Source organism: Kribbella qitaiheensis (assembly GCF_014217565.1).
Classification (GTDB): Bacteria; Actinomycetota; Actinomycetes; order Propionibacteriales; family Kribbellaceae; genus Kribbella; species Kribbella qitaiheensis_A.
In genome coordinates this window covers 5,228,996-5,250,756 of record NZ_CP043661.1, presented here as the reverse complement: position 1 = coordinate 5,250,756, position 21,761 = coordinate 5,228,996, and the positions used below count along the sequence as shown (strand labels likewise).

The following is a 21,761-nucleotide window of genomic DNA, read 5'->3' as shown; positions in this document are numbered from 1 at the left end:
CAGTATCTCAGAAGACGTTACGCAGCACGCCGTACAAAGCCATGACGACCAGAAAGACCATCGGTACGACGCGTTGCAAGCGCGCGCTAGGACGAGGGCGAGGTAGGTGGAACCGAGTTAGGCGTTCCAGCGTCCATGCCAGCAGCATGTACCCGACCAGCAAGGCGACGACGGGGAGAACCACTGCCATGGGTGGGTTGAAGGACCACGCTCGGGCCGGATCTCCTTGCAGGAAAGCCGCCGCCATCCGCGTGGTGCCGCAGAACGGGCAGTTCAGGCCGGTGATCGCGTGGAACGGGCACGGTAGCCCGATCCGGCCGCCGGAGAGGCTGTTGACTCCGGCAAGTACCGCTCCACCGGCAAGGGTGCCTGCCAGGCCGAGGACGCGGCGGTCGAGCGGCTCCGGTCCGGTCCGCAGTGCGCCTGGTTCCGGCTGGCCGCCGGGACGCATAGGGTGTGCCGGATACATGAGACCACGGTAACCCGAGCCGGTGCCCGTGATCCGGACTCTCCGGAGCGGTGCGTAGCCGGTGAGCCGCAACATCGCTAGCCTGCAGTGACTCCTCAACCATCAAGAAGGGACCGTCGTGAGCACTCCGACGCCACCACCGGGTTTCGACCCGCAGAACCCGAACCAGCCGGGCGAGCCCGACCAGACGCCCCCGCAGCCGGGTCAGTACGGTCAGCAGCCGGGGCAGTACGGACAGTCTCCCCAAGACGGCCAGCCTCCGCAGTACGGACAGTCTCCCCAAGACGGCCAGCCTCCGCAGTACGGACAGCAGCCCGGCCAGTACGGGCAGCCTGACCAGTACGGTCAGCAGCCTGGGCAGTACGGGCAGCAGGCCGGCCAGCCCGGTCAGCCGCAGTACGGGGAGCAGCCTGGGCAGTATGGGCAGCAGCCGGGCCAGTACGGCCAGCAGCCGGGGCAGTACCCGGGCCAGCCTGGTCAGTACGGCCAGGGCGGCGCTGCACCGGGTCAGCCGGGCGGCTACGGCCAGCAGCCTTATGGGCAGCAGCCGGGCCAGTACGGCCAGCAGCCGTACGGCGCGCAGCCCTACGGCGCTTACGGGTACGGCGGCGGTGTCGGCGGCAACCTCGCGACCTGGCCGGTCCGGGTCGGCGCGTTCCTGATCGACGGGATCATCTACGGCATCCCGATCGGGATCGGTAACGCGATCAGCAACGGTGGCAGCGGGGGCGGCAGCAGCATCATCGGACTGCTGTTCTGGCTGATCGGCATCGGCGTCTGGGTCTACAACCGGATCATCCAGCAGGGCCAGACCGGCCAGAGCTGGGGCAAGAAGGCTGTCGGCCTGAAGCTCGTCACCGCCGACACCGGCCAGAACGTCGGCCCAGGCAAGGCGTTCCTGCGCGAACTGACGCACATCCTGGACGGCCTGCCGTGTTACCTCGGCTACCTGTGGCCGCTGTGGGACGAGAAGAAGCAGACCTTCGCGGACAAGATCAACAACACCTACGTCATCAAGCTCTGACGTAGCAGCTAGCTCGCAGTCCGGACGCCGTGGCCTTCCAGGTCACGGCGTCCGGCGTTCCCGCGCAGTACGAAATACTCGGCGCGACAGAAAGGAGTCCCGTGAGCACCCCTCCCACCGGCCCACAGGACAGCCCGTACTACGGCCCGCCGCTCGATACCTCTGTGGTGAAGATCTGATGTCGAACCAAGGACCACCGATCCCGGGACAGTCCGACGACCACCCGCCGCGACAACCAGGCCAGCCGGGGCAGTTCGCCCCAGGACAGCCGGGGCAGTTTCCGCCGGGGCAGCCCGGTGGCAATCAGGGTTTGCAGCCTTACAACCCGACGCGGCCGGGCTACAACCCTTACCACCAAGGCGGTTACGGCTTCGCGCCGCTCGGTGGCGGTCAGCTGGCCGGCTGGGGATCCCGGGTCGGGGCGTCGATCATCGACAGCTTGTTCGCGCTCATCCCGATCCCGATCGGCGCCGTCGTCGCGATCGCGATGTCCGGCAGCCTGGAGAAGATGAGCGACTCCGCCCGGACGGTGATGGTCGTCGCGTACCTGGCCTACTTCGCCTTGGTCATCTGGAACCGGATCATCCGGCAGGGCCGCAAGGGTCAGAGCATCGGCAAAAAGGTTCTCGGCCTCAAACTGGTTGCCGTGCGCACCGGACAGCCGCTCGGCGTCGGCAGGTGCCTGGGCCGCGAGGTGTCCGGGATCATCCTCAGCAACCTCTGCTTCCTGGACCTGCTCTGGCCGCTGTGGGACGAGAAGAAGCAGACCTGGCACGACAAGATCGTCGCCAGCCACGTGCTCAAGCTCTGACCGAACTGCTCTAGCGGGACAGCACCAGACCCGCGCAGGCCACGGACCACAGCACGCTGGTGAAGGTGCCGATGATGAATCGCTCCGCCACCGCCTGCGGCGTCACCGACGCCGGCTGGTCCGGACTCCGCAGTTCGGGGTACCGGGCCAGCCCTTTGATCGCCAGCACGATTGCCAGCCCCTCAGGGAATCCGGCCACCATCGACGCGTAGATGGCGCCGCGCTCGAGCGCTCCGATCAGAGCGCCACCACGCAGTACCTCACCGGCTTTCTGGGTCGACTGTGCGCGGGTGTTGCCCCGGTCGACCAGAGACAGCACAGAGGTCGTCAATGGGCCGCCACCGGTGACTGCCAGACCTCCCGCGAGCAGCAGCAGAACGTTCCACCAGCCCTCGCGCCAGTTCGTCACACCGTCGCCGGCGAGCAGGATGATGCCAACCGCTACCAGACACGCCAGCATCACCGCGCTGATGACGATCTCGAGGGTGGATCCGGCCTTGAGTACCCACGCCAGGACGGCCAGCATGAAGCCGACCGCCGCCAGCGACAGGACCACTGCCGTCATGCAGCGGCACCACGGTCGAGCAATTCCGCCGCGAGCACCCGGCCGCGCTGCTCCTCGACGACACCGGCCGCCTGAGCCCGCTGGGTCACCGCGGACTGGCTGATCCCCAGCTTCACACCGATCTCGCGACGACTGAGGCTCTCCCCGAGCAGGTCGGCCACAGCCCAGCCACGCTCGCTGCGACGCCGCAGTACGGAAGCCATCAGCCAGAGCACGCTCTCCACCTGCTCAGCGTGGTGCGCGTCTGTCCCGATCACGTTGATGTGGTGGGGGCTTGCCTTGGCCCGGGTGACCGCCTCCCGCGCGTTCACGAACGCGGCACCGCTGCCCGCCCTCGTACTGCGCGGCAGCGGGTCGTCCACTTCGCCGATGCCGAGCCCGACGTACCAGCGGTCGGCCCGGATGAGGTGGACGATCACGTCGATGGTCGCGCGGGCCTCGCTCAGCACGCCCTGTACTTCGTCACCTGCCGTCCGCTCGAATTTCCGCAGCAGCCCGACCCGCCGGGGCCGCCGGTTGAGCGTGTTCAGCAGGTCGGGAACCACATCCGATGTCGTTCGGCTGGCTCGCTGATCTACCGTGAGAACGAAGACCACCGCCCTGCACCTCCTTCCCAGCGCATGATTAAGGCTACAGTCTTATTCACGTAGAGTGAAGGAAAAAACCTGAATCGGTTCACCCGATCACTCCCCGTGATCGCCCCGCGGACCCACCGATCCCCCTATTTTCCGCTGAATCCGGCCCATCCCGCGCCCCGACTCTCCGCAGGTCTTCACTCCGAGTCAGGATCTTTTCGCCCCGTTTGCCGCCCGGACCGGTCATTCTCGAAAACAAACGACTGACAACTCGACCCGTTAGTTCCCCGGTCGGCATATACGGCATCAGAGGTAAGCCAGGTCCTCTCCGCTGGGGTCGACCGGGTTCAGGTCCGATCCGGACGTCCAGCCAGGCAGTCCGCACCGACCTCCCGCAGATCACGCTCAGCTCACGCGGGGTTCGCCTTAAGCAGCAGGGTCTCCGCCGCGACTTCCGACACCACTGCCTGGCTGGAGGCCCGGAACCGGCGACTTTGGCGGTTGTGAGGCACCGAATAGCGCCCAAGGTGATGGATTTGGGCCGGTTCCGCGCCGGGCGGGAGGTCGGGCCGGCGCGATGACGGGCTATTCGTCCGCTGACGGACTTATTTCGCGCTACCGGGCGAACAACCCGCTAGCCGACCCACCCCGGGGAGGCGCACACCCCGGGGCGGGGAGCCGGTGGGGTCAGTCGACGACGCGCAGGTAGACCTGCGAGTCGTTGGTCTTGAAGGTCTCCGACATTTCGGCGAAGCCGGCTTCGATCGCCTCGGTGGAGGTCAGGCCCTTCTCCTCGGCGTACTTGCGGATGTCGGCGGTGATCCGCATCGAGCAGAACTTCGGGCCGCACATCGAGCAGAAGTGCGCGGTCTTCGCGGGCTCGGCCGGCAGCGTCTGGTCGTGGTACGAGCGGGCCGTGTCAGGATCCAGCGACAAGTTGAACTGGTCCTCCCAGCGGAACTCGAACCTTGCCTTCGACAACGTGTCGTCCCAGTCCTGCGCGCCGGGGTGCCCCTTGGCCAGGTCGGCTGCGTGGGCAGCGATCTTGTAGGTGATCACGCCGGTCTTCACGTCATCGCGATCGGGCAGACCGAGGTGTTCCTTGGGTGTGACGTAGCAGAGCATCGCCGTACCGAGCCAGCCGATCTGAGCCGCGCCGATCGCACTGGTGATGTGATCGTACGCCGGTGCGATATCCGTTGCCAACGGCCCCAATGTGTAGAACGGCGCCTCACCGCAGAGCTCTTCCTCGAGCCGCACGTTCTCCGCGATCTTGTTCATCGGCACGTGTCCCGGGCCCTCGATCATCACCTGCACGTCGTGCTCCCAAGCGATCTTGGTCAGCTCACCAAGTGTCCGCAGCTCGGCGAACTGGGCCGCGTCGTTGGCGTCCGCGATGCAGCCCGGACGAAGTCCGTCGCCGAGCGAGAACGTCACGTCGTACGCGCGCAGGATCTCGCAGAGTTCGGCGAAATGCGTGTACAGGAAGGATTCCTGGTGATGCGCGAGACACCACGCGGCCATGATCGAACCGCCCCGCGAGACGATCCCCGTGATCCGCTGGGCGGTCAACGGCACGTACCGAAGCAGCACTCCGGCGTGCACCGTCATGTAGTCGACGCCCTGCTCACACTGCTCGATCACCGTGTCGCGGTAGACCTCCCAGCTCAGCTCGGTCGGGTCGCCGTTCACCTTCTCCAGCGCCTGGTACAGCGGCACGGTCCCGATCGGCACCGGCGAGTTCCGTAGGATCCACTCGCGGGTCGCGTGGATGTTCTTGCCGGTGGAAAGATCCATCACCGTGTCGGCGCCCCACCGGGTGGCCCAGACGAGCTTCTCGACCTCCTCCTCGATCGAGCTGCTGACGGCCGAGTTGCCGATGTTCGCATTCACCTTCACCAGGAACTTCTTCCCGATGATCATCGGCTCGGACTCGGGATGCTGCCGGTTCGCCGGGATCACCGCCCGGCCGCGAGCCACCTCGGCCCTGACGAACTCGGGATCGACGCCCTCCCGTACTGCGACGTAGCGCATCTCCTCGGTGATGGTGCCGGCTCGCGCGTGCGCCAACTGGGTCAACGGCTCCCGGCCGGCGACCCACTCCTGCCGCAGCAGTGGCAGCCCGGTCTGGACGTCGATCCGAGCCTTCTCATCGGTGTACGGGCCGGACGTGTCGTACAGGTCGAAGTGCTCCCCATTGGTGAGATGCACCCGCCTGGCCGGTACGCCGAGGTCGCCGCGGTGGATCTTCTCGGACCCGGAAATCGGCCCGGTGGTGACGGTCGGACGAACAGAATTGTCGATCGAGGTCACGATTTTGCTCCCTACGCCGGAATTACCCGGACAGGTTCGGCGGTCGGCGGCGCCGGTTCGCCCAGCCTGCTCCAGATCGGAGTCAGGGGTGCGCAGTCCAGCCGCCCTCTCAGCCCGCTTCAGCACGAGCTCCCGCGATATCAACTTGTCATCGGCAACCCTAACCAATGGTTGCGGACTGCGTACTGGATGCGTGTGGCGCCCGGACCGCCAGGCCATCAATGGGCAGTCCGGCCGGGAGGTGCCGACCGTCGCGACGCCTGCCAGGCTGCCGATCGCCGTCGATTGATGGCGTGGCGGTCCGAAGCCCATCACTCCCAGGGCCGGGACGGTGTGGCGTTGGGGTGGAACCGGTAGCGTCAGGGCATGCGCGACATCCTGTACCCGCCAGTGATCGGCCTCGCCAAGACCGCCTTCAAGGTGCTCGATCTGAAGTTCCGGATGACCGGCACCGAGAACGTGCCGCGGACCGGCGGCGCGGTGCTCGCGCTGAACCACATCAGCTACGTGGACTTCGTGATCGGCGGGTTCGGCGCGCAGCCGAGCAAGCGGCTGGTCCGGTTCATGGCCAAGGAAGTGCTGTTCCGGAACCGGTACTCCGGTCCGCTGATGCGTGGGATGCACCACATCCCGGTGGACCGCGACGCCGGCTCCACGTCGTACCGGGAGGCGTTGCGCTATCTCGGCGAGGGCGAGATCGTCGGAGTCTTCCCGGAGGCGACGATCAGCCGGTCGTTCGAGCTGAAGGAGTTCAAGTCCGGCACCGTCCGGATGGCCGCCGCGGGCCGGCGTACCGATCATCCCGATGGTCCTGTGGGGCACCCAGCGGATGATGACCAAGGACCACCCGCGCGACTTCTCCCGGCACCAGCGGGTCTCCATCACGGTCGGCGAACCGATCAGCGTCACCCGCGCGGACGACGCGACCGAGGCGACGGAACACCTGCACAAGGCGATGGCGGGGATGCTCGACCGGACCATTCGGGAGTACCACGAGCAGCCGCCGGGCGCCTGGTGGCTGCCCGCGTCGTACGGCGGGGGCGCGCCGACCCCGGAAGAGGCCGACCGGATGGACGCCGAAGAGCTCCGCCTGCGCGCCGAACGCCGGAAGAAGTAGCCGACGACGGAGGAAGTAGCCCACCCCACACCTTGACGAGGCGGCGAGGCCGGAGTACGAAGGCCTTTTGTTGTCGCAGCAGGTATCTGGGGGACCTCTCGGCACCGACCGACCACTCCTGCGTCGGCCGGTGGTCATCGGGGTGGGGAACACTTTGTTTGAGTTTGACGAGGAACTGCACCTTTTCGAGCCGGGAAGACTGACGATCCCGCCACATGTCGAAGAGGAAATCCCGGACGTCGGTGGGTTCTTCATCGCCTGGGCGACCCAGGATCTGCGGCCGGAGCAGGCCCGCGAGCTCGAGGCGGCCGTGAACGGGCGCCGGTGCTCCAACGGGTGGTTCCCGCTGGAGAGTCTGGACAACATCGGCAAACGTGGCTTCTGGCGTGGTCCGCTGACCTATCTGGCGCAGATCACCGCCAAGGACCCGGTGCTGGTCCAGAACTGGGCTTCGAACGGCCTGCACGGTCCGGACAAGGCCCGGATCGAGGCCACCGCGAACCACCTGCTCTTCCAGCAGGGCCACGCGGCCGCCGCGACCTGGGTGATGGCCGTACGCCCACAGGCGCTCCTCAACCCCACCCTGCTCGGCGAGTCCCTCTACCGCAGCTGGGAAGAAGGCGTCAGCACCCTCCGCACCAAAGACATAGCCAAAGCCGTCCGCCGCTGGAACCGCTGACAGTTAGTGGAACTGCGGGATGATCAGGTACAGCCCGTAAGCAATTGCTGCGAGGCAGGCGGCGAAGCATAGGCCTGCGACGGCTGTGTCCGCCGGTGCGCTGCCCTTCTTCGCCTCGACGGCGATCGCCCGTCGCGACCACGCAGTGATGCCGACCGCGAACAGTACGACGAGGCCTACTCCGAAAAGCAGGCTGGTCAGGGCTACCTGGGCGAGTGCGCTCCAGTCGATGTGCATCTGCGTCTCCTCAGGCTGCGGTGGCGGCCGGCGCCGGGGTCGGGGTCGACGTACCGGGGTATTCGTTGACGTTGTCGGAGGTGACCGGCTTGCGCCTCGAAGCGGTGTAGATCGCGAGGCCGGCGGCGACGGCGGCGATCGCGATGATCACGACTCCGAGGTTGCCGGAGTTGGCGACCCGCCCGGCCAGTGCGCCGACCAGGGCCGCCGCGGGAAGGGTGAAGAGCCACGCCAGCGCCATCCGCCCGGCGACCGTCCAGCGAACCTCCGCCAGCCGCTTGCCGAGCCCGGCACCGAGGATGCTGCCCGAGCAGACCTGCGTGGTCGACAGCGGGAAGCCGAGGTGCGACGACGCCAGCAGTACGGCGGTCGAACTGCTCTCCGCCGCGAAGCCCTGCGGCGCCTCGATCTCGGTCAGCCCCTTGCCCATCGTGCGGATGATCCGCCAGCCGCCCAGATACGTACCGGCGGCGATCGCGAGACCGGCCGCGAAGATGACCCACAGCGGCGGCCGCGAACCGGAGGCCAGGCTGCCGGACGTGATCAGCACCAGCGTGATGATGCCCATCGTCTTCTGCGCGTCACCCGTGCCGTGCGCGAGCGAGACCAGCGAGGCGGAGGCGATCTGCCCGACCCGGAAGCCGTCGTCGACCGTCTTCTTCCTGGCCCGGGCCGTGATCGTGTAGATCAGGTAGGTGCCGATCGTCGCCACCACACCGGCCACGATCGGCGCCGCCACGGCCGGGACGATGATCTTCTGGACCACGGTGCCGAAGTGCACGGCGCTGCTGCCGGCCCGCGATCCAGGTCGCGCCGATCAGGCCGCCGAAGAGCGCGTGCGACGAGGAGCTCGGCAACCCGACGTACCAGGTCAGCAGGTTCCACAGGATCGCGCCGACCAGACCGCCGAAGATGATCGGCACGGTCACCTTCGCATCGTCGACCAGGCCGCTGGAGATGGTCTTGGCCACCTCGGTGGACACGAACGCGCCGACCAGGTTCAGCACGGCGGACAGGCGACGGCGACCTTTGGTCTCAGCGCGCCGGTGACGATGGACGTCGCCATCGCGTTGGCGGTGTCATGGAACCCGTTGGTGAAGTCGAACACGAGCGCGGTGATGATCACCACGACGACGAGGAACGACAGATCCATCACGATCACATCCCGGAGCTGGGCGGCGTCAGGAGAACGCTCTCGACGCTAAGGTCCCAGGGCTAATTCGAAATGAACTACTCAAAAGCTGAACTGCCCGTACTGCGAACTGCCGGCCGCCGTACCGCGAATCGGCGGGGCCGGCCGGTCACTCCAGGATCAGGTGGACCAGCCCGTAGACCCCGGCCGCGACCAGTCCGGCGGCCGGGATGGTCAGGACCCAGGCCGTGATGATGCCCTTCGCGACACCCCACCGGACCGCGGAAAGCCGCTTGGTCGCGCCCGCGCCCATCACCGCGGAGGTGATCGTGTGCGTGGTCGAGACGGGCGCGTGCAGCCCGATCGCCATCACGTAGAGCACGGTCGCGGCGACCGCCTCGGAGGCGAAGCCGCGGGCCGGGTCCAGGTGGATGATGCGCCGGCCGAGTGTGCGCATGATCCGCCAGCCACCGGAGTAGGTGCCGAGCGAGATAGCGGTGGCGGCGGAGATCTTGACCCAGACCGGGATGCCCTGACCGGCGTGCACGTGCCCGGTGGTGAGCAGCGCCAGGAAGATCACGCCCATCGTCTTCTGAGCGTCCTGCAGCCCGTGACCGAGCGCCATCGCGGCGGCCGACAGCGACTGAGCGAGCCGGAAGCCCCGGGTCACCTTGCCGGGGTTGCTGCGCCGGAAGATCCACAGGATTGCGGTCATCAGCACGAAGGCGCCGAGGAATCCGACCGCCGGCGACACCACCATCGGGATGACGACCTTGTCGAGGATGCCGTGCCACAGCACCACGCTGCTCGACGCCAGCCCGGCGCCGACCAGGCCGCCGATCAACGCGTGCGACGAGGAACTCGGCAGGCCGAAGTACCAGGTGATCAGGTTCCAGGTGATAGCGCCGACCAGCGCGGCGATCACGATCACCAGGCCGTGTTTGCCGGCCGGCGCGGTGATGATCCCCTTGCCGACCGTGTCCGCCACCTCGGTACCGAGGAACGCGCCGAGGAAGTTCATCACCGCGGCCATCAGCAGCGCGACCCGTGGTGTCAGCGCCCGGGTCGAGACCGAGGTCGCGATCGCGTTGGCGGCGTCGTGGAAGCCGTTGGTGTAGTCGAAGGCCAGCGCGATGACGATGACGGCGATGACGAGCGCGAACTCCACGCTCAGCTCTCCTTGACGGCGATCTGTTCGACCGTGTTGGCGACGTGCTCGAAGGCGTCGATGGCGGCCTCCAGCAGGTCGACCACGGTCTTGAATTTCATCACCGTCAGCGCGTCGTACTCGCCGCTGAACAGTTTGGCGATGATCCGGCGGTGCACGGCATCGCCGGTGTTCTCGAGTCGGTTGATCTCGATCCAGTACTCCGCCAGATCCTTCATGGTGCGCAGCTTGGGCATCGTCTGCGCGGTCAGCGTGGCCATCCGCTGCAGCACCTCGATCTGCTCGGCCACCTCGGCCGGCAGCGTCTCGAGGTTGAAGAGGTGGACGGAGTCGACCGCCTCTTCCATGTAGTCCATGACGTCGTCGAGGTCGGACGCCAGCCGGTAGATGTCTTCGCGGTCGAACGGGGTGACGAAGGTCGAGTTGACCCGGCGGATGATCCCGTGGGTGGTCTCGTCCGCCGCGTGCTCCGCATCCTTCATCTGAGCGGCGATCTGGTGGCTGGCGGACAGGCCGGATCCGGCCGTACTGCCGAGCAGTTCGGCGAGGATGCGGGATCCGTCGACCAGATGATTGGCGGATTCGGTGAAAAGGTCGTAGAACGTCGGGTCGTTCGGACGCAGACGTAACGGCACTTCAAGCTCCGGGTGAACGAGGGACAAACCGTGAACATGCTAGGGGCAACGGACTGCTGACGGCGCATCCGCCTGGTCAAGGTACCGCGAGATGATGAACACGTAGACTCAGAACTACCGGAACGTGACCAAACAAATTCAGCGTGTGACCACCGCATAGAGGTCGAACAGGCCAACCAGCAGCACCAGGCCGGCCGCGACCCGCAGTACGCGATCTGAGCCGAGACCGCCTGGATCGTGACGGAGATGGCGGTAGACCGCACTCACCGTGGCCCAGCAGGACAGCGCGAGCACGGTGACCACGATGCCCAGGCCGAGCCGCACGTCCGAAGTACCGATGCCTGAGGTCAGCAGCAGGAGGCCGTTCGCGACCAGCCCGAGAGAGGTCCGCCGCCAGGCGAGCAGGGTGCGTTCGGGCTGCAGCCCCGGGGGCTGCGCACCTGGTGGCGGCGGGGCCGGCGGCTGGGTCATCGCAGCAGGCTGAACAACAGCCCGATCAGGCCGACCACGGCGATCGTTGCCGCCAGCATCAAAGGTATCCGGGTCACCGGCAGCCGCGCGCCGAGGCGCATCGCGCTCAGGTTGACCTGCCAGCGGCGGAACGCACCAAGGGTGGTGATGATCCCGGTGGCCACCAGCACGATCCCGATCACCCGGCCCGGCCATCTCTCGCCGCCGAGGTTCAGGAACTGTACTGCGGACAGCCCACCCGCGTAGCAGGTGAGCGATGTCCGGAGATAGGCCAGATACGTCCGCTCGTTGGCCAGCGTGAAGCGGTAGTCCGGTTCTTGTTGCTGTTCCTCGGTCAACTGCAGCTCACCAGGCCGTGCTTCTGCTTGAGCGTGAGGACCCGGCGGACACTGGCCTGCAGGAGGGCCGCGAACTGCTTGTCCTGTTGGGCTTTCCGGGCCAGCGCGTTGACCATCACCGACGTCAGGGAAGCCTTCGCGGTGATCACGATGTCGCCGCCTGCCGCCACGAACCGGGTCGCCCGGTCGCCGGCCGGCACCGACGCGACCTCGGCGGCCGCACCTACGTCATCGGTGATCACGACCCCGGAGTACCGGAGGTCGGTGCGGAGCATGCCCTGGATGATCGTGGGCGAGAACACCGCCCGGTTGGCCGGGTCGATCTTGGTGTACGTCACGGTCGACACCATCACGAGCTCCGAGCCGGCCCGGATCCCAGCCGCGAAACCGGCCAGATCCGAGTCGCCGCGAACCGTGACAGTGTCGACGACGCCCGACGAGAAGTCCGTGTTGCCCCGCACCCTGCCGAGTCCCGGAAAGTGCTTGACCGAGGTCGCTACCCCGGCCGCAGCCATCCCGCGGACGAACGCGGCGGCGTGCTGCCCGACTACGGACGGGCTGCTGCTGAACCCCCGGTCCAGCTTGCCGATCGGCTCGTTCGTACTCCGCTGCGATGCCGGTACGACGTCTGCCACGGGCGCTAGGTCCAGGTTGACGCCCGCTTGCTTGAGCTGGCTACCCCAGCCGGTGGCTCGGCTGGTCAGCTTGGCGGCGGTCCAGGTGCCCTGCACGGTGGCCGCCGGGATCCTGTCGAAGCCCGCACCCTTGAGGCGCTGGATCTGGCCGCCTTCCTGATCCGCTGCGATCAGCGGCCGGATGCCCTTCACCGTGGCGGCCGTGCTCGCGGCAGCGGTCGCAGTGCGGGTGTGCGCGAGACTGCCGCCACTGCCCATGAGCAGGAGACCGCCTGGCTTCTGGTCGCGCGCGACCGATCGCTCTGCCGAGGTCATGCCGTTGGCACTGATGCCGGTCATGATCAGCTGGGCCGCCTGCTCGTGCAGTGTCAGCGCCTTCTGGTCCAGACAGCTGGCGGGTGGTGCGGTGGGGGTCTGGCTGGGAGTTTGGCTTGGGGTCTGACCAGGCGTTTGGCTCGGGGTCTCGGTGGGCTCGCTTATCGGCGTGATCGGCACCGAGGAGGACGGCGGCGCACTGGGGCCGGCTGTCGGTGAGCTGTCGCTGCAGCCGACGAGCAGGAGAGCCCCGACGACCGCTGCAGACGTGAGCCTCCAGGCCGGTCCGATCAACGTGACTCCCAGATGGCACTGTCGTACGTGCCGCCGGAGTGTCGGGCCAGGGCTGCGCAGATGTCCTTCAACTGGTCGACCTGCTCCTCGGTCAGCGCGTCGAACACCGCCTGCCGGACCGTCTCGACATGACCGGGAGCGGTCTCCTTGAGCTTCTGCCGGCCCTCGTCAGTGAGGATCGCGACCTGGCCGCGCCGGTCCGACTCGATCCCCTCCCGCCGGACCCAACCGACCTTCTCCAGCCGGTTCACGGCGTGCGACAGGCGGCTCCGCGAGCCCAGCGTGGAGACGGCGAGCTCACTCATCCGCAGCCGGCCGTCGGTGGCCTCGGCGAGGCGCACGAGGATCTCGAAGTACGTGTGCGGCATGCCGGCATCGCGCTGCAACTGCTGCTCGATCCGGCCGTTGACCACGCGCTGCGCCGCGATGAACGCTCGCCATGCCTGCTGCTCTTTGTCGTTCAGCCAACGTGGTTCCGCCATGACCGCAGCGTAGCCAGATCGCAGGGCTCGTGCCGCCCTGGCGGGCCGTCAACCGGTGCGGCGTTGGTCTCTCAACCGGATCAGCAGGACCGCTACCGCGCAGACGATCATTCCCAGCGTTGCCAGCACACCGATGGTCTCGTCGAAGAGCAGGAAGGCGAACACCATCGTCGTGGGCGGCACTAGGTACATCAGGCTGCTGATCCTGGTGGCACCGGACAGTCGCAGGTTGACCAGATACAGCCCCCAGCCACCGCCGGTAGCGAGAACAACCAGCCACAGGACGGCACCGTAGAAGCCAGGCTCGTGCGGGACTGTCAGCTGCCCGGTCGCTGTGGTCACGGTTACGAAGAGGACGGCCGAGACGAGGCTCTGGAGGCAGAGGGCGTCCAGTAGGCCCACTGTGGGCTTGCGATGCCTCTCGAAGACGGTGCCGACCACCAGGCCGAGCAGACCGCCCACCGGGATCAGGAACAGCGCCGCGTTCCCTGCAGTGAGATCGTCCGCGACCACCAGACCGACTCCAGCGACGCCTAGCAGCAGGCCGATCCACTGACGACCGCTGACCCGCTCTCCCAGCAGGGGGCCTGCCACTGTGGCTATCAGGATCGGCTGCAACGACCCAATGAGCGCAGTGACGCCTGCGGTGATGCCGTGGTCGATCCCGATGAAGACCAGCCCGAGGTAGACAAACTGGCTGAAGAAGGCCATCACTGTGTGGGTGACCAGGTCCTTCTTGCTGACTCGCCGCCTCCGGCTCAGCAGCACGACCGCCGCGATGCTGCCGGCCACGAGGTAGCGCCACGCGAGCAGATCGAAGGCCGAGCTGTACTCCGTCCCCCAGCGCGCTCCGATGAAGCCGCAGCTCCAGAACACGACGAAACCGGCCCCGGCGAAGAACGGGAGGGCCTGGTGCCGAGCGCTTCGGCGTACGGCGGGCGTTTCCACTGCTTGAGCGGTCATCAGGCCACGTAACCACACCGGTCGGTATACTGTCAGTATGGTTGTTCACGAGGCGAGACCGCTGCTGCTCGTGGATCGCGGCGAGCTGGTGCCGAGATCCCTCACGCCGGCGGGCGAGCGGATCCTGACCGCGGCGTCGGCGCTCTTCTACGAGCGCGGCATCCGGACTGTCGGCGTGGACGCGATCGCGGATGCGGCCGAGGTGACCAAGAAGACCCTGTACGACCGCTTCGGGTCCAAGGACAAGCTGATCGCGGCGTACTTGGAGGAGCGGAACCGGATCTGGCATCGGTTTCTGGACGAGCAGTTGCTGCAGCGCGCACCGCGGACGCCCGAAGAGGTGATCCTCGCGCTGTTCGCGGCGCTCACCGAATGGATGGCCGAGTCGCGTCGCGGCTGCGGATTCATCAATGCGAGCGTGGAGCTGGCCGCGCCGGATCACCCCGCGATGCCGGTGATCGTGGCGCAGAAGCAGTGGATGCGAGCGGAGTTCCTGGCACAGGCCGATTTGGCCGGCTTCCGCAGTACGGGCGAGCTGGCAGACCGGCTGTTGCTGCTGCACGAGGGAGCGCTGGTGAGCTACCGGGTCGCAGCGATGGAGCACGCGCCTGAGGTGGCAGGGCGGGCGGCTGCGGACCTGCTGGCGACCTGGCCGCGTGGCTAGGTGCGCTTGGCGACGGTCAGGCCGACCAGGCGGGAGACGACCATCGCCACGTAGCCGAGACCGGCGAGCTGTTCGATCATCACTACCGATCGACCCCAGGACGTGATCGGGACGATGTCGCTCAGGCTTGTGCTGGACAGCGTGGTGAAGCTCAGGACCAGCAGCTCCATCCAGCTCCGGTCCGTGGCCGGGTTGACCGCCGCGGTGAAGCTCCCCGGCACCAGTGCCTGGACGAAGACGAACAGGTAGGCGAAACCCCAGGCCACCAGGGTGAAAGTGGCATCGGTCGCGTACAGCTCGTCGCACTCACGTCGTGGTCGGAGAGCATGTAGCGGAGCAGCCTGTACGCCGCGTAGAAATAGACGCGGCGTGGAGCACATTGGAGACCGGCACGATCACGTCTGTCGCGCGGAACGCGTCCACCAGGGACACGATCACAGCGGGGATCCCCAGGCAGATGCTGACCCAGGTGAGACCGGGCGTCGACCGTACGGAGAACACAGCGAGCGCCAGTACGACGATGCCCAGGATCTCGAAAGGCCACGCGACCGCCGCGCGAACCCTCCATCGCCGGATAGATCAGTACGCCGAGTGGCTGGACGACGAGCAGGATCGCCGACGGATGCCGCCGAACAGGCTCACTCCGGAGCCTCCCGCGAAGCGATGATCGCCTGCCGCCGGGCCAGCCGATGACTGCGGCGGATCTCGGCCTCGCGCAGCCTTCTACGGTCCTCGTCGGTCTCCGGCACGACCTGCGGGACCTGACGCGGCTTGCCCTCCTCGTCCACCGCCACGAACACCAGGTACGCCGTGGCGACGTGCACCTGTGGGCTGACTGAGTCCCAGCGATCGGCAGTGATGCGTACGCCGATCTCCATCGAGCTCCGGCCCGTCCAGTTGACCTGCGCGCTGAAGTGCACGACATCGCCGACCCGGACCGGGACAACGAACACCATCTCGTCCATCGAGGCGGTCACGGCCGCACCACCTGAGTGCCGGGCGGCGACCACGCCCGCGACCGAGTCGACCAGTGTCATCACCACACCACCATGCACGGTGCCGAGCAGGTTGGTCTCGTTCTGCGCAGTGATGTGCGAGACCGCCAACCGGGTTGCCGCGGTCGACCGGGAGGCCGGCGTGTCGGTCATCGGATCCACTCCTTGAGCCTGCGTGCGGGGGTGGGGAAGGCGTCCCGCTGGGCTGGCGCAGGATATCCGTCCGTTGTCCACAGGCCCGGAATTGGCTCCTCGATGCGGGTGCCTTCGCTCGTACTTTCTCTGTCGAGGAGGTGGACATCATGACCACCCAGCACAACGTCCCAGCCGAACGGGCCGCAGGCAACCATTCCGACCGCGAGCACCCCGGGCTCTTCCCACTCACCGATGCCGAAGCCGACCACCTGATCCACCTGGCCCGCGCCGCCCTGATCGGCCGCGGGCTGAGCACCAGCTACGACGCCTCGACCGGCAGTCTCGCGGTCATCCCGCCACCCGACCCTGAGTCGTCACACCCGCCGGATCACCTTGGCGGCGCGCTGTTCGGGCTGGGAAATCTGGCGAGAACGGTGAACGGACATCCACGGCAGAGCTGGTCGCGACTGGTCGAGGAACACTTCGACAGTCTGATGGCGAGCATCCTGCGCCCACCCGCCGGTCCGACCGACCCCGAGCGCCAGCTGTACCTACGGCTGGCAGCCACTTCCTCCGTCCCCGCCAAATGGACGGCCGACCTACCGGAGTTCCTGCCCGGCCTCGTCGCCGTGCCCGCGAGCAACGACAACGGCACCTTCGCCCTGCACTTCGACCCGTCGACCTTCGGCCTGACCTGGACCGAAGCGCACCGCATCGCGCTCGCCAATCTCAACCTGCTCCCCGACAGCGTCAGCTACATCGACCACGACGGCGTCCAACTCGCCGTCCTCAGCGACACCACCTGGGCCGCCTCTCGAGCCCTGGTCCTGGACACCGTCCTCCGCGAATCCCTCCAAGTAGAAAACCCGCCGTACGGCGTCCTGGTAGCCCTACCCACCCGCCACCTCCTACTGATCCACGTAATCCGCGACCTCTCGATCCTCCCGGCCATCAGCGCGATGCTCCGCCTGACCCACACCGCCTACGAGACCTCCCCCGGCCCCCTCACCCCCACCGTCTACCTCGTAGACCCCACCGGCTGGCACCCCGCCACCACCGCCCTCCCCAACCACCCCCTCCCCTACCACCTAACCCCCCACCTCCGCGCCCTAACCCAAACCCTCGCCCACCAAGAACAATCCCCGGACTAAGCCCCACCCCGCCACCAAACGACAACACCAACCAACAACAACAACAACAACCACCGCCACCGCCACCGCCACCGCCACCGCCACCGCAAGGCTGCCGCGCCCCCTCACCCCAACCGCGGCGCCAACAACCGCCACCCCCGCCAACCTCTCCGCCGCCACACCACCGGCCTTGGCCACCTGTCACCTTCTGCAGTTGATGTTCAAGCCGGAGCACGGCCGGGAGGCTGCTCGGCTGGTGACACAGTTGGGGGGTGGATGAGACGAATGCATGGGTGCGAGGGCTGTTCCGGCGGGCGGCGGATCATGCGGCCGACTATCGGGAGTCGGTGGGCGAGCGGCGGGTCGGGGCGAGCGAGGGATTCGCGGAGGTGCTGGCGGGCTTCCTGCGTCCGCTTGGATCCGCCGGGCGACCGGCTGTCGAGGTGGTCGACGAGCTCGTCCGGATCGCCGACAGCGGGCTGGTGTCGAGCACCGGGCCGCGGTACTTCGGCTTCGTCGTGGGCGGCGCGCTGCCCGCCGCCACAGCAGCCGAGATGCTGGCCGCCGGCTGGGATCAGAATGCCTGGAACAGTGCGCTCTCCCCGACGTCAGCCGCCGCCGAACAGGCAGCTGGTGACTGGCTCAAGGAGCTTCTGGGGTTGCCGGCGAACGCCTCGGCCGGGTTCGTGACCGGAGCTCAGGCGGCGAACACGGTCGCGCTTGCCGCTGCTCGCAATCACGTACTCGCTCAGGTCGGTTGGGACGTGGAAGCCAACGGACTGAACGGAGCTCCCAAGGTCCGGATCCTGGCGGGCGACGAACGGCACGCCACGATCGATCGCTCGCTGCGCCTGCTCGGGTTCGGCACGAACTCGCTGGAACTCGTCCGGACCAAGGCCAACGGAGTGATCGACCTCGACGACCTGCGAGCCCGGTTGGCCGGTAACCAAGACCCACTGATCGTCTGCCTCCAAGCAGGAAACGTGAACACCGGCGCAACGGACGCCCTGACCGAAGCCTGCCAAATAGTCCGCCACCACAGCATCCCCGCAGCTCCCCACCTCGCGAGTGCCGGCGGCACGGCAACTGTCGACGGCGATACCAGCAGCGCGGCGACTGCCGGACACGCAGCAGATGCCGACGCTGCAGCAACCACCGGCACTGCGGCCGACGCCGGCAACGCGGCGACTGCCGGACACGCAGCAGATGCCGACGCTGCAGCAACCACCGGCAGTGCGGCCGACGCTGGTGGTGCAGCGGCTGGCAGGCGTGCCGGGTGGGTGCATGTGGATGGGGCGTTTGGGTTGTGGGCGGCGGTTGGTGCTGGGGTGCGGGATCAGGTGGCGGGGGTTGAGTTGGCGGACTCGTGGGGGTGCGACGGTCACAAGTGGCTCAACCTGCCGTACGACAGCGGTTTCGTGTTCACCGCGCATCCCGAGTCCCACTACGCGGCGCTCGCGTTGACCGCTTCTTACATGGTGGATTCAGGCGAGCGGGAGCCCGGTGACTACGCGATGGAGTCGTCCAGAAGGGCTCGCGGTCTGGCTGTCTGGGCCGGTCTGCAAGAGCTCGGCCGCGACGGCGTGAGCGCGGTGGTGGACCGTTGTTGCGCGTTGGCCCGGCGGTTCGCCGGGCAACTCGAGGCGGCCGGCTGCGAGATCGGCAACGAGGTGGTCCTCAATCAGGTGCTGGTGTCGTTCGGCTCCGATGCCGAGACCGATCGCGTGATCGCCGCCGTACAAGATGAAGGCGTCTGCTGGATGGGCGGCACCACCTGGCGAAACCGCCGCTACATGCGCATCTCGGTTTCCAACCACCTGACCACCGAGTCCGACGTCGACCGCTCGATCCAGTCCATCCTCACCGCCCATTCCGCCTGACCATCCTCAACGCCCGCTCCGCCAGACCATCACTGCAGGTCAACTAATTCGTGGTGAGGGCATGCGACTGGGCGACGCCCCGGCAGAGGTGGCGCCGCCCAGTCGGTTCAGTGGCAACTGCAGTTCAGTTGCCGTTAGTTTCAGGCCGCCGGGGGCATCAGGACGGTGTCGATCAGGTAGACGGTCGCGTTGGCCGTCTTCACGCCACCGCAGATGACCTTGGCGTTGTTGACCATCAGGTTGTCGCCCGAACCGGAGACGGTGACGTCCTGCTTCTCGACCGTGGCGTGCTTGCCGACGACCGCGGTCGCGTCCAGCTGACCCGGGACGACGTGGTAGGTCAGGATCTTGGACAGCAGCGCGTCGTTGGTCTTCAGCGTGGCGATCGTCTTGGCATCGATCTTGGCGAACGCGGAGTCGACCGGCGCGAACACGGTGAACTCACCACCGTTCAGCGTCGAGACCAGGTCGACCTTCGGGTTCAGCTTGCCCGACACAGCCGCGACCAGCGTCTTCAGCAACGGGTTACCCGAAGCAGCAGTGGCAACCGGAGCGGCAGCCATACCGTCAACCGAACCAGCACCGGACGGGTTCGCCTTCGCGTAGTCGGCGCAACCCGGGCCGACCAGTCCGGAGGTGTTGTCGGCCGGGGCGGAACTCGCGGTGTCGGTCGGGGCCGGCGCCGAGGACGACGTGGTCGTCGACGGGCTGCTGCTCGACTTGTCGTCATTGCTGCCACAAGCAGCGGTGACGAACAACAGGGAAAGCGTGGTGGCGGCGAGGCCGAGGCGAACAAGGTTCTTGGACATGACGATCCTTCTCCTTCAATGGATTCTGCGGTGCGATAAGTGCCGCGCCTCTTCCGAGGTCGGCGGTTTCGGCTGCCTGAGTAGGTGTTTCTGCCGGCAAGATGCGCGATGCAGGCAGCCGGGGTACTGCGGTGGTCTACTCGACCATCACCACCGTGTTGTGCAGTCCACTCGACCCGTTGGGGCGAGGAGCCGCACGATCGGCGGTCTGCACCTGTCCGTCGGCATCGGTTGCCCGGACGGTGAGTTTGTGGTTGCCCGGCGTCGCGTTCCAGCGGAACGTCCATTGCCGCCAGGTGTCGATGGTGTCCTGGGCCGCGAGCTCGGCCGGCTGCCAAGGGCCGTCGTCGACCTGGACCTCGACCTTCGTGATGCCCCGGTGCTGGGCCCACGCGACTCCGGCCGCGACGGCCGGGCCGGCCTTGACCTGCGCGAAGCCCTTCGGTACGTCGATCCGCGACGAGGTCTTGATCGGTGCCTCGACCGACCAGCCACGGTCGGTCCAGTAGGCGCTGAAGTCCTCGAACCGGGTCACCTCGATGTCGACGACCCACTTGGTCGCGGACACGTACCCGTACAGGCCGGGCACCACCATCCGTACCGGGAAGCCGTGCTCGAACGGCAGCGGTTCACCGTTCATCGCGACCGCGAAGATCGCGTCCCGACCGTCGGTCAGCGCCTTCAGCGGAGTACCGATGGTGAGCCCGTCGACGCTCGTGGAGCGAACCGCGTCGGCGCCGGCCTGGACACCTGCTTCGCGAAGAATCTCGGCGATCGGTACGCCGATCCAGCGGGCGTTGCCGACGTACGGTCCGCCGACCTCGTTGGAGACGCAGGTCAGGGTGATGTCGCGTTCGATCAGCCGCCGGCCGAGCAGGTCGGCGAAGCTCAGCCGCAGGTCGTGGTCGACCATGCCGTGCACGCGAAGCTCCCAGTTGCGCGGGTCGATCTTCGGGACGGTCAGCAGGGTGTCGACCCGATAGAACTGCTTGTTCGGGGTGACGAAACGGCTGGCCCCCGCGACATCGGCCGAAACACCAGCCGGTACGGCGCCCGCACGGCTCGCCGGGCCCGGGATCTTGATACCCGTCCGGGTCGCCTCACTGACGCCATTGGGCAGTACCCGCGACACGACCAGGCCACCGACGCCAGCGGCCCCCAACGCCATCGTTGTGACGAGGAATCCCCGCCGATCAAACCCGGCCGGCGCAGACGCATCCGGCCCGTCGGCCACCTCGTTGCCTGAGGCATCCCGTCCATCGGTGAGCTGGTCGCCTGAGGCGTTCCGCCCGGTTGCCAGTTGGTTGCCTGAGGCATGTTGCTTGGAGCCTCCGGCGACGGCGGCCTTCCGGCGCTCACCGCCACCGAAGGGGTTCAGGTTGAGTGCGCGAAGCACCCAGATGATGCCGGCCGTTGCCGCCAGCAACGTGACGATGCCGGGCAGGACCTGGACGAAATGGTTCGCCGCGAGAGTACGTCCGGTAGCCGCGGCGAGGATCGCCAGCAGCCCGAGCAGGACCGTCATCACCACCGCGACCTTGGGCTTCCACGCACCGATCGCCCCACCCAGCAAGGCGAAGACGGTCACGCCGAGTAGGACGACGCCGATCAGGATCGGTTTGTCCGCGGTACCGAGGTTCTTGACCGCCCAGTCCTTGGCCGGCCCGGGAGCCATGTCGACCAGGTGAGTCGCGACCCCGACGACAGGCGACGTGCCGCCCGCCAGCGCCGCGGTCAACTCACCGAGGCCAAGTCCTGCACCTGCGGCGAGTGCACCGCCCAGCGAGGCTAGCAGCCGGAGTCGTCTCGTCTTGGTCATGCCGGTGCTTCGGACCAGCAGCAGACCCGGATGGGTGGAAAACTCAAAGAACTTCGTCGCAGCGGGACGGCCCGGCGAAAACCCTTACCCCTCAACCACTTTCGCT

The 21,761-nt window shown here is 67.3% G+C and carries 24 protein-coding genes and 2 pseudogenes; 9 read left to right on the top strand and 17 right to left on the bottom strand.

Translation table 11 applies throughout. The annotated features are described in order from the left end of the window. Positions 1-7: 7 nt before the first annotated feature. Positions 8-469 carry a DUF2752 domain-containing protein gene (locus F1D05_RS24945; protein ID WP_246485947.1) on the bottom strand — a complete coding sequence of 154 codons (462 nt, stop codon included), beginning with the start codon at positions 467-469 and terminating at the stop codon, positions 8-10. 118 nt (positions 470-587) lie between these two features. Here F1D05_RS24945 and F1D05_RS24940 point away from each other — a divergent pair, with 118 nt between their 5' ends. Both F1D05_RS24940 and F1D05_RS24935 read left to right on the top strand, forming a co-directional pair. After that, positions 588-1,493 carry an RDD family protein gene (locus tag F1D05_RS24940; RefSeq protein WP_185442889.1) on the top strand — a complete coding sequence of 302 codons (906 nt, stop codon included), beginning with the start codon at positions 588-590 and terminating at the stop codon, positions 1,491-1,493. A 178-nt stretch (positions 1,494-1,671) separates the two neighbouring features. Further along, entirely contained in the window at positions 1,672-2,304 is a 633-nt protein-coding gene (locus F1D05_RS24935) for an RDD family protein (RefSeq protein WP_185442887.1), read from the top strand. A 10-nt stretch (positions 2,305-2,314) separates the two neighbouring features. On the opposite strand, the gene F1D05_RS24930 is transcribed toward F1D05_RS24935, so the two are convergent. The 3 genes from F1D05_RS24930 to thiC all read right to left on the bottom strand — a co-directional run bounded on the left by F1D05_RS24930 (position 2,315) and on the right by thiC (position 5,976). Then, a complete protein-coding gene (locus F1D05_RS24930) occupies positions 2,315-2,869 on the bottom strand; it encodes a hypothetical protein (RefSeq protein ID WP_185442885.1) in 555 nt (184 codons plus the stop codon). Next, entirely contained in the window at positions 2,866-3,465 is a 600-nt protein-coding gene (locus F1D05_RS24925) for a transposase (protein WP_185442883.1), read from the bottom strand. The genes F1D05_RS24930 and F1D05_RS24925 overlap by 4 nt, the downstream gene beginning before the upstream one ends. Before the next feature lie 666 nt (positions 3,466-4,131). Continuing rightward, complete coding sequence (gene thiC / locus F1D05_RS24920; protein ID WP_428995039.1) at positions 4,132-5,976, bottom strand: phosphomethylpyrimidine synthase ThiC; 1,845 nt, start codon at positions 5,974-5,976, stop codon at positions 4,132-4,134. A gap of 147 nt (positions 5,977-6,123) precedes the next feature. Here thiC and F1D05_RS40790 point away from each other — a divergent pair. The 3 genes and pseudogenes from F1D05_RS40790 to F1D05_RS24910 form a co-directional block, all read left to right on the top strand. Continuing rightward, a pseudogene (locus F1D05_RS40790) lies at positions 6,124-6,501 on the top strand (lysophospholipid acyltransferase family protein); the annotation flags it as partial. A gap of 61 nt (positions 6,502-6,562) precedes the next feature. Next, positions 6,563-6,874, top strand: a complete 312-nt coding sequence (locus tag F1D05_RS40785; protein ID WP_246486969.1) for a hypothetical protein — start codon at positions 6,563-6,565, stop codon at positions 6,872-6,874. A gap of 154 nt (positions 6,875-7,028) precedes the next feature. Beyond that, the gene (locus F1D05_RS24910) at positions 7,029-7,553 is read left to right on the top strand and encodes a hypothetical protein (protein WP_185442879.1); all 525 of its coding nucleotides are present in this window, start codon (positions 7,029-7,031) and stop codon (positions 7,551-7,553) included. A gap of 3 nt (positions 7,554-7,556) precedes the next feature. Here the strand turns inward: F1D05_RS24910 and F1D05_RS24905 are convergent, their stop codons facing one another. The 9 genes and pseudogenes from F1D05_RS24905 to F1D05_RS24865 all read right to left on the bottom strand — a co-directional run bounded on the left by F1D05_RS24905 (position 7,557) and on the right by F1D05_RS24865 (position 14,223). Next, complete coding sequence (locus tag F1D05_RS24905) at positions 7,557-7,790, bottom strand: hypothetical protein (protein WP_185442878.1); 234 nt, start codon at positions 7,788-7,790, stop codon at positions 7,557-7,559. A gap of 10 nt (positions 7,791-7,800) precedes the next feature. Next, positions 7,801-8,943 (bottom strand): annotated as a pseudogene (locus F1D05_RS24900) (inorganic phosphate transporter). A gap of 148 nt (positions 8,944-9,091) precedes the next feature. Beyond that, complete coding sequence (locus F1D05_RS24895; RefSeq protein WP_185442877.1) at positions 9,092-10,090, bottom strand: inorganic phosphate transporter; 999 nt, start codon at positions 10,088-10,090, stop codon at positions 9,092-9,094. Positions 10,091-10,092: 2 nt separating this feature from the next. Further along, on the bottom strand, positions 10,093-10,725 hold the full coding sequence (locus F1D05_RS24890; RefSeq protein ID WP_185442875.1) for a DUF47 domain-containing protein: 633 nt from the start codon (positions 10,723-10,725) through the stop codon (positions 10,093-10,095). Positions 10,726-10,863: 138 nt separating this feature from the next. Next, on the bottom strand, positions 10,864-11,196 hold the full coding sequence (locus F1D05_RS24885; protein WP_185442873.1) for a DUF202 domain-containing protein: 333 nt from the start codon (positions 11,194-11,196) through the stop codon (positions 10,864-10,866). Then, positions 11,193-11,534: a YidH family protein gene (locus tag F1D05_RS24880; RefSeq protein ID WP_246485946.1), complete on the bottom strand. Its 342-nt coding sequence runs from the start codon at positions 11,532-11,534 to the stop codon at positions 11,193-11,195. Before F1D05_RS24880 ends, F1D05_RS24885 begins: the two co-directional genes overlap by 4 nt. Further along, complete coding sequence (locus F1D05_RS24875; RefSeq protein WP_246485945.1) at positions 11,531-12,778, bottom strand: glycoside hydrolase family 3 N-terminal domain-containing protein; 1,248 nt, start codon at positions 12,776-12,778, stop codon at positions 11,531-11,533. Before F1D05_RS24875 ends, F1D05_RS24880 begins: the two co-directional genes overlap by 4 nt. Continuing rightward, positions 12,775-13,260 carry a MarR family winged helix-turn-helix transcriptional regulator gene (locus F1D05_RS24870; RefSeq protein WP_185442871.1) on the bottom strand — a complete coding sequence of 162 codons (486 nt, stop codon included), beginning with the start codon at positions 13,258-13,260 and terminating at the stop codon, positions 12,775-12,777. Before F1D05_RS24870 ends, F1D05_RS24875 begins: the two co-directional genes overlap by 4 nt. Before the next feature lie 48 nt (positions 13,261-13,308). Beyond that, positions 13,309-14,223 carry a DMT family transporter gene (locus tag F1D05_RS24865; protein WP_185442869.1) on the bottom strand — a complete coding sequence of 305 codons (915 nt, stop codon included), beginning with the start codon at positions 14,221-14,223 and terminating at the stop codon, positions 13,309-13,311. A 37-nt stretch (positions 14,224-14,260) separates the two neighbouring features. Here F1D05_RS24865 and F1D05_RS24860 point away from each other — a divergent pair, with 37 nt between their 5' ends. After that, positions 14,261-14,887 (top strand): TetR/AcrR family transcriptional regulator, encoded by a 627-nt coding sequence (locus F1D05_RS24860; RefSeq protein ID WP_206685821.1) that lies wholly within the window; start codon positions 14,261-14,263, stop codon positions 14,885-14,887. On the opposite strand, the gene F1D05_RS40780 is transcribed toward F1D05_RS24860, so the two are convergent. Next, complete coding sequence (locus F1D05_RS40780) at positions 14,884-15,153, bottom strand: ion channel (protein ID WP_246485944.1); 270 nt, start codon at positions 15,151-15,153, stop codon at positions 14,884-14,886. The two genes, F1D05_RS24860 and F1D05_RS40780, sit on opposite strands and share 4 nt — an antisense overlap. 47 nt (positions 15,154-15,200) lie before the next feature. On the opposite strand from F1D05_RS40780, the gene F1D05_RS40775 reads away from it, so the two are divergent. Then, complete coding sequence (locus tag F1D05_RS40775; protein ID WP_246485943.1) at positions 15,201-15,554, top strand: hypothetical protein; 354 nt, start codon at positions 15,201-15,203, stop codon at positions 15,552-15,554. On the opposite strand, the gene F1D05_RS24850 is transcribed toward F1D05_RS40775, so the two are convergent. Beyond that, positions 15,526-16,035 carry an acyl-CoA thioesterase gene (locus tag F1D05_RS24850; protein ID WP_185442867.1) on the bottom strand — a complete coding sequence of 170 codons (510 nt, stop codon included), beginning with the start codon at positions 16,033-16,035 and terminating at the stop codon, positions 15,526-15,528. The two genes, F1D05_RS40775 and F1D05_RS24850, sit on opposite strands and share 29 nt — an antisense overlap. A 149-nt stretch (positions 16,036-16,184) precedes the next feature. On the opposite strand from F1D05_RS24850, the gene F1D05_RS24845 reads away from it, so the two are divergent. Beyond that, positions 16,185-17,168 carry a hypothetical protein gene (locus tag F1D05_RS24845; protein ID WP_185442865.1) on the top strand — a complete coding sequence of 328 codons (984 nt, stop codon included), beginning with the start codon at positions 16,185-16,187 and terminating at the stop codon, positions 17,166-17,168. Positions 17,169-17,419: 251 nt separating this feature from the next. Beyond that, positions 17,420-19,027, top strand: coding sequence for a pyridoxal phosphate-dependent decarboxylase family protein (locus tag F1D05_RS40770; RefSeq protein ID WP_185442863.1), 1,608 nt, complete (start codon positions 17,420-17,422; stop codon positions 19,025-19,027). 140 nt (positions 19,028-19,167) lie between these two features. Here the strand turns inward: F1D05_RS40770 and F1D05_RS24835 are convergent, their stop codons facing one another. Together F1D05_RS24835 and F1D05_RS24830 are read right to left on the bottom strand one after the other, a co-directional pair. Further along, positions 19,168-19,836, bottom strand: a complete 669-nt coding sequence (locus F1D05_RS24835; protein WP_185442861.1) for a fasciclin domain-containing protein — start codon at positions 19,834-19,836, stop codon at positions 19,168-19,170. A 136-nt stretch (positions 19,837-19,972) separates the two neighbouring features. Then, positions 19,973-21,655 carry a molybdopterin-dependent oxidoreductase gene (locus F1D05_RS24830; RefSeq protein WP_185442859.1) on the bottom strand — a complete coding sequence of 561 codons (1,683 nt, stop codon included), beginning with the start codon at positions 21,653-21,655 and terminating at the stop codon, positions 19,973-19,975. Between the last annotated feature and the right edge of the window lie 106 nt (positions 21,656-21,761).